The organism is Levilactobacillus parabrevis ATCC 53295 (assembly GCF_001434055.1).
In the GTDB taxonomy this organism is placed as follows: Bacteria; Bacillota; Bacilli; order Lactobacillales; family Lactobacillaceae; genus Levilactobacillus; species Levilactobacillus parabrevis.
The window spans coordinates 1-3,599 of record NZ_AZCZ01000075.1 but is presented as its reverse complement, the minus strand read 5'-3'; the positions used below and the strand labels follow the sequence as shown (position 1 = coordinate 3,599).

Sequence of the window (3,599 nt, the reverse complement as noted above, 5' to 3'; positions counted from 1 at the left end):
CGGATTAAATTTGCAATCTACCTTACAAAGCTATAAATAAATGTGTTATTTGGAACTTTGGATACATTAAATTATTAAAAAGACAGGTTAAGAGCAATAATTTTCTTGAGTCATTGCCTTTAACCTGTCTTTTTTATATTTATCGTATTATCTATCAAAAAAGGGAAGCCGCTTTATTTCTTAGTAAACTCACTTTCACCTAGCGCATGTTGAGCAGCCAAATTCAATAAACTCCATTGCCGATCAAACCCAGGTTGGAAAAAGAAATCTGCTTCAGCTAGGTCCTCTAAGGTTAGCCGGTATTGAATGGCCAAAGCCAACACATTCCCCTGCGCTGTGATGTCATGCTTTGATAGCACTGCTCCACCGACTAGGCGATGATCAAAAGGTTGGAAGAAAAGCTTTGTATAAGCTTTTGTATTTCCCTTGTCTTTTGGTATAAAAGCCGGCCGCAGATTATCTTCATAATAGGAACTGTTAACGTTGATGCCCGCACGATGCGCAGTGAAACTATTTAATCCACTTTGAGCAAAGTTGTAACTGAAAACACTCAAAGCAGAGGAGCCAACGACACCAGAAAAGGGCGTAGTGGGTATTTTTTCAAACAAATGCTTAACGATATACCGCGCCTCACGACGGGCCACTGTTGCTAAGGCGATTGGCATTTTCTTATCGGCAGCCACCGAGTAGGCCAAGGTCGCATCGCCGAGCGCGTAAACATTCGACAAATTTGTTCGCAAATAGGGGTCATTTTTGATCCAGCCACGTTCATCAAGATCAACAGTTCCTCTTAGCCAGTTGGTATTGGCTTTAACCCCGGTAGCTTGAATAACCAAGTCGCTTGGAAAATTGTCCTGCTTACTCTTGACCCACTCCACTTGTCCGTTGCGACCACAGAATTCCGAAATTTCGATATTTGTGTGAACTTTAACTCCTCTTGTCGCCAGTTCATTACTTAAAATATCAGTTAATTCGGCATCTAGATAGGTACCCAAAGGACGGCTGATAACGTCTAATAAAGTAACCTGTTTGCCTGCCTTGGCGGCAGCTTCAGCGGCCTCGATACCAATGTATCCGGCTCCGACAATTGTTACATTTTTAATGTTATCATCAGCTAGCTTAGCCTTGATTTTCGTCGCCCAATCATAGCCCCGCATCAGGAACACATTCTCTAGATCCGCACCGGGAACGGCCAATGCATTGGGGGTCACCCCCGAACTGAGAATCAGCTTATCATAGCTAACTTCGGTGTCCTGATTACTTTTAAGATTTTTTACTGAGACAGTTTGTCGACTCTGATTAATTTTAGTTACCAAATGATTATCTAGAATGTGCACGTTTGCTTGTGGAAAGCTGGCTGGACGAAAATTACGGACGTCATGGACAGACGTAACGTCATTTTCCAGGTAAAGTTCCATTCCGCAAGACATAAAGGAAATAAAATCGCCAGCTTCAAACAAGGTAATGTCAATATCGTCATATCTATTAAGTAGTTCAATAATTGCTTGGTGACCACCATGTGAAGCACCAACAATCACAACTTTTCTAGTCACATTAATACCTCCAATCAGTAAATAATCAGTTTAGAATACTCAGAAAACTACACCCCAAAACGATTAATCTAGAAGCCACCTTGTCCAACTTCGTTTTGTGCATCAGTTAGTCCATACTTAGCCAAATATGTTGCGAGGGGGTGTAAGTCTTCTGCAGCGTAGCGTTGTTTGAATGCTTGAACTTCATTTATTGGATAAACCGACGAATCCAACCGCAACTTTTCAGCGGGTAATGGTCGCTCCCCGGTAATGACAGCATCAATTAAAACCGGTTCTGTTTTGGCAAGATCTCTTGCCTGATTGAAGGTGTCAGTTAGTTGATCGATTCTATCAATTCGAAATGCTTTCATGTGCACGCCAGATGCGATTTTACTAAAATCAATGTCATTAAACTCTACCCCGATAAAGTCATTTTTATTTGTATCTTCCTGCTCATCTTTAATGAATCCATATTGATGGTTGGTAAAGACAACGTTAATAATTGGCAAACGGTACTGAACCTGGGTTGCTAGGTCTTGCATCGTCATGGCTGCTCCTCCATCACCCGCTAGATTAAAAACCTGCCTTGAAGGATAATTCAGCTTCGCTGCAATTGCGCCAGGAATTCCTACGCCCATTGTTGCAAACAAGTTTGACGTAATATGTTGGTTTTTCGGAGTCAGCTTCAGATGACGATTAGCGTTTAGATTGATGTCACCAACGTCAATCGAAAAAACTGCATCGGGGTCAGCGACCTGGTTGACTGCCTTTAATACTTGGTATGCTTGCAAGGGCCCATCTGTTTTGTTCTCTAAACTAGCCAGATATTGCCGCCAATTTTTATTGTTGGCTAGGTTTGCTTGCCACCAAGGAGTTGCATCACGTTCACTAATCTGTTGTAAAATAGCTGCTAATGCTAATTTGGCATCAGCGAGGACAGCGACGTTTGTTTTGTGCCGTTTACCCAATTTTGCCGGATCAATATCGATTTGGAGGAATTTAGATGTATTCTTAAAAGCTTTAGAGACCTCAGCAAAAGGATAATTATTGCCGATAAATAAGACTGTATCAGCTTGTGCTAGCGCCTCATTGGCTGGTTTTTGCGCCACTCTGTTGGCTGATCCCAGGTAAGCCACGTAATCGTCGGGGACAATGCCCTTGGCCGGATAGGTGCTGATTAATGGAATCTTTAGTTGTTGACTTAATGCTTGTAGTTCTTTTCCAGCACCCCGCGTGCCAATTCCGTAATAGATTAGTGGTCGTTTGGCCGTTTGAAGTATGTCAACCACTTGTTTTATTTTTTCAGGGTTGGGCTGAGGCAGAAGGGGTTTTTGGTAACTATTGGCTGAGGAGTACCAATCTTCAGCCTTAATTAGTTGCCAAGGTAAATCAACAGGTATTTGAACGACTGCAACGCCTTGGTGCGCATACGCCCGGCGAATTGCCTCGTCAATTACATGGGGAAGTGTGTTGGCATTTACCGCAGTAACATTATAAATGGCGACGTCGGCATAAATGGGATTCTCGTTCATTTCCTGAAAAGTATCCATATTCATACCGGAGGTTCCAAATTGACCAATCAATGCTAATACTGGAACATGGTCTTCTCGGGCATCGTACAAACCATTTAATAAATGAGTTCCGCCAGGGCCTGCTGACCCAAAGCAAACGCCGATTTTTCCTGTAAGTTTGGCATCGGCTGCAGCTGCCATCGCGCCGACTTCCTCATGACGAACTTGGATGTACTGCAGCTGGCTTTTTTCGGCCTCAAGAGCATCCATAACCGAATTAATAGAGCCACCAGGAATCCCATATAAGTGATCAACTTGCCATGCTTCTAGCACTTTGAGAAGTGCAGTGCCGGCAGAAATTGTAGTTGCTTTGGTGTGTTTGGTAATCATAAAAATGCCTCCTACTAGAATGTGGTGCACAATTTAATTTTTAACAATGTAGTTAAAGTCTATTCTCTTTCGACACTAAAATCAAGCGCTTACATTTTTGAAATTTAAATCACCTTTTCCTCTCTAAAAGAGAAAAAGGTAATGGTAGATTGCAAATTTAATCCGA

At 42.3% G+C, this 3,599-nt stretch carries 2 protein-coding genes; both read right to left on the bottom strand.

Features of this window, described 5'->3' with window-relative positions; all coding sequences use genetic code 11:
• Positions 1–173 precede the first annotated feature (173 nt).
• A complete protein-coding gene (locus tag FD07_RS11665; RefSeq protein WP_020090499.1) occupies positions 174–1,553 on the bottom strand; it encodes an FAD-dependent oxidoreductase in 1,380 nt (459 codons plus the stop codon).
• Positions 1,554–1,621: 68 nt separating this feature from the next.
• The gene (gene spxB / locus FD07_RS11660) at positions 1,622–3,433 is read right to left on the bottom strand and encodes a pyruvate oxidase (RefSeq protein WP_020090498.1); all 1,812 of its coding nucleotides are present in this window, start codon (positions 3,431–3,433) and stop codon (positions 1,622–1,624) included.
• Positions 3,434–3,599: the final 166 nt, after the last annotated feature.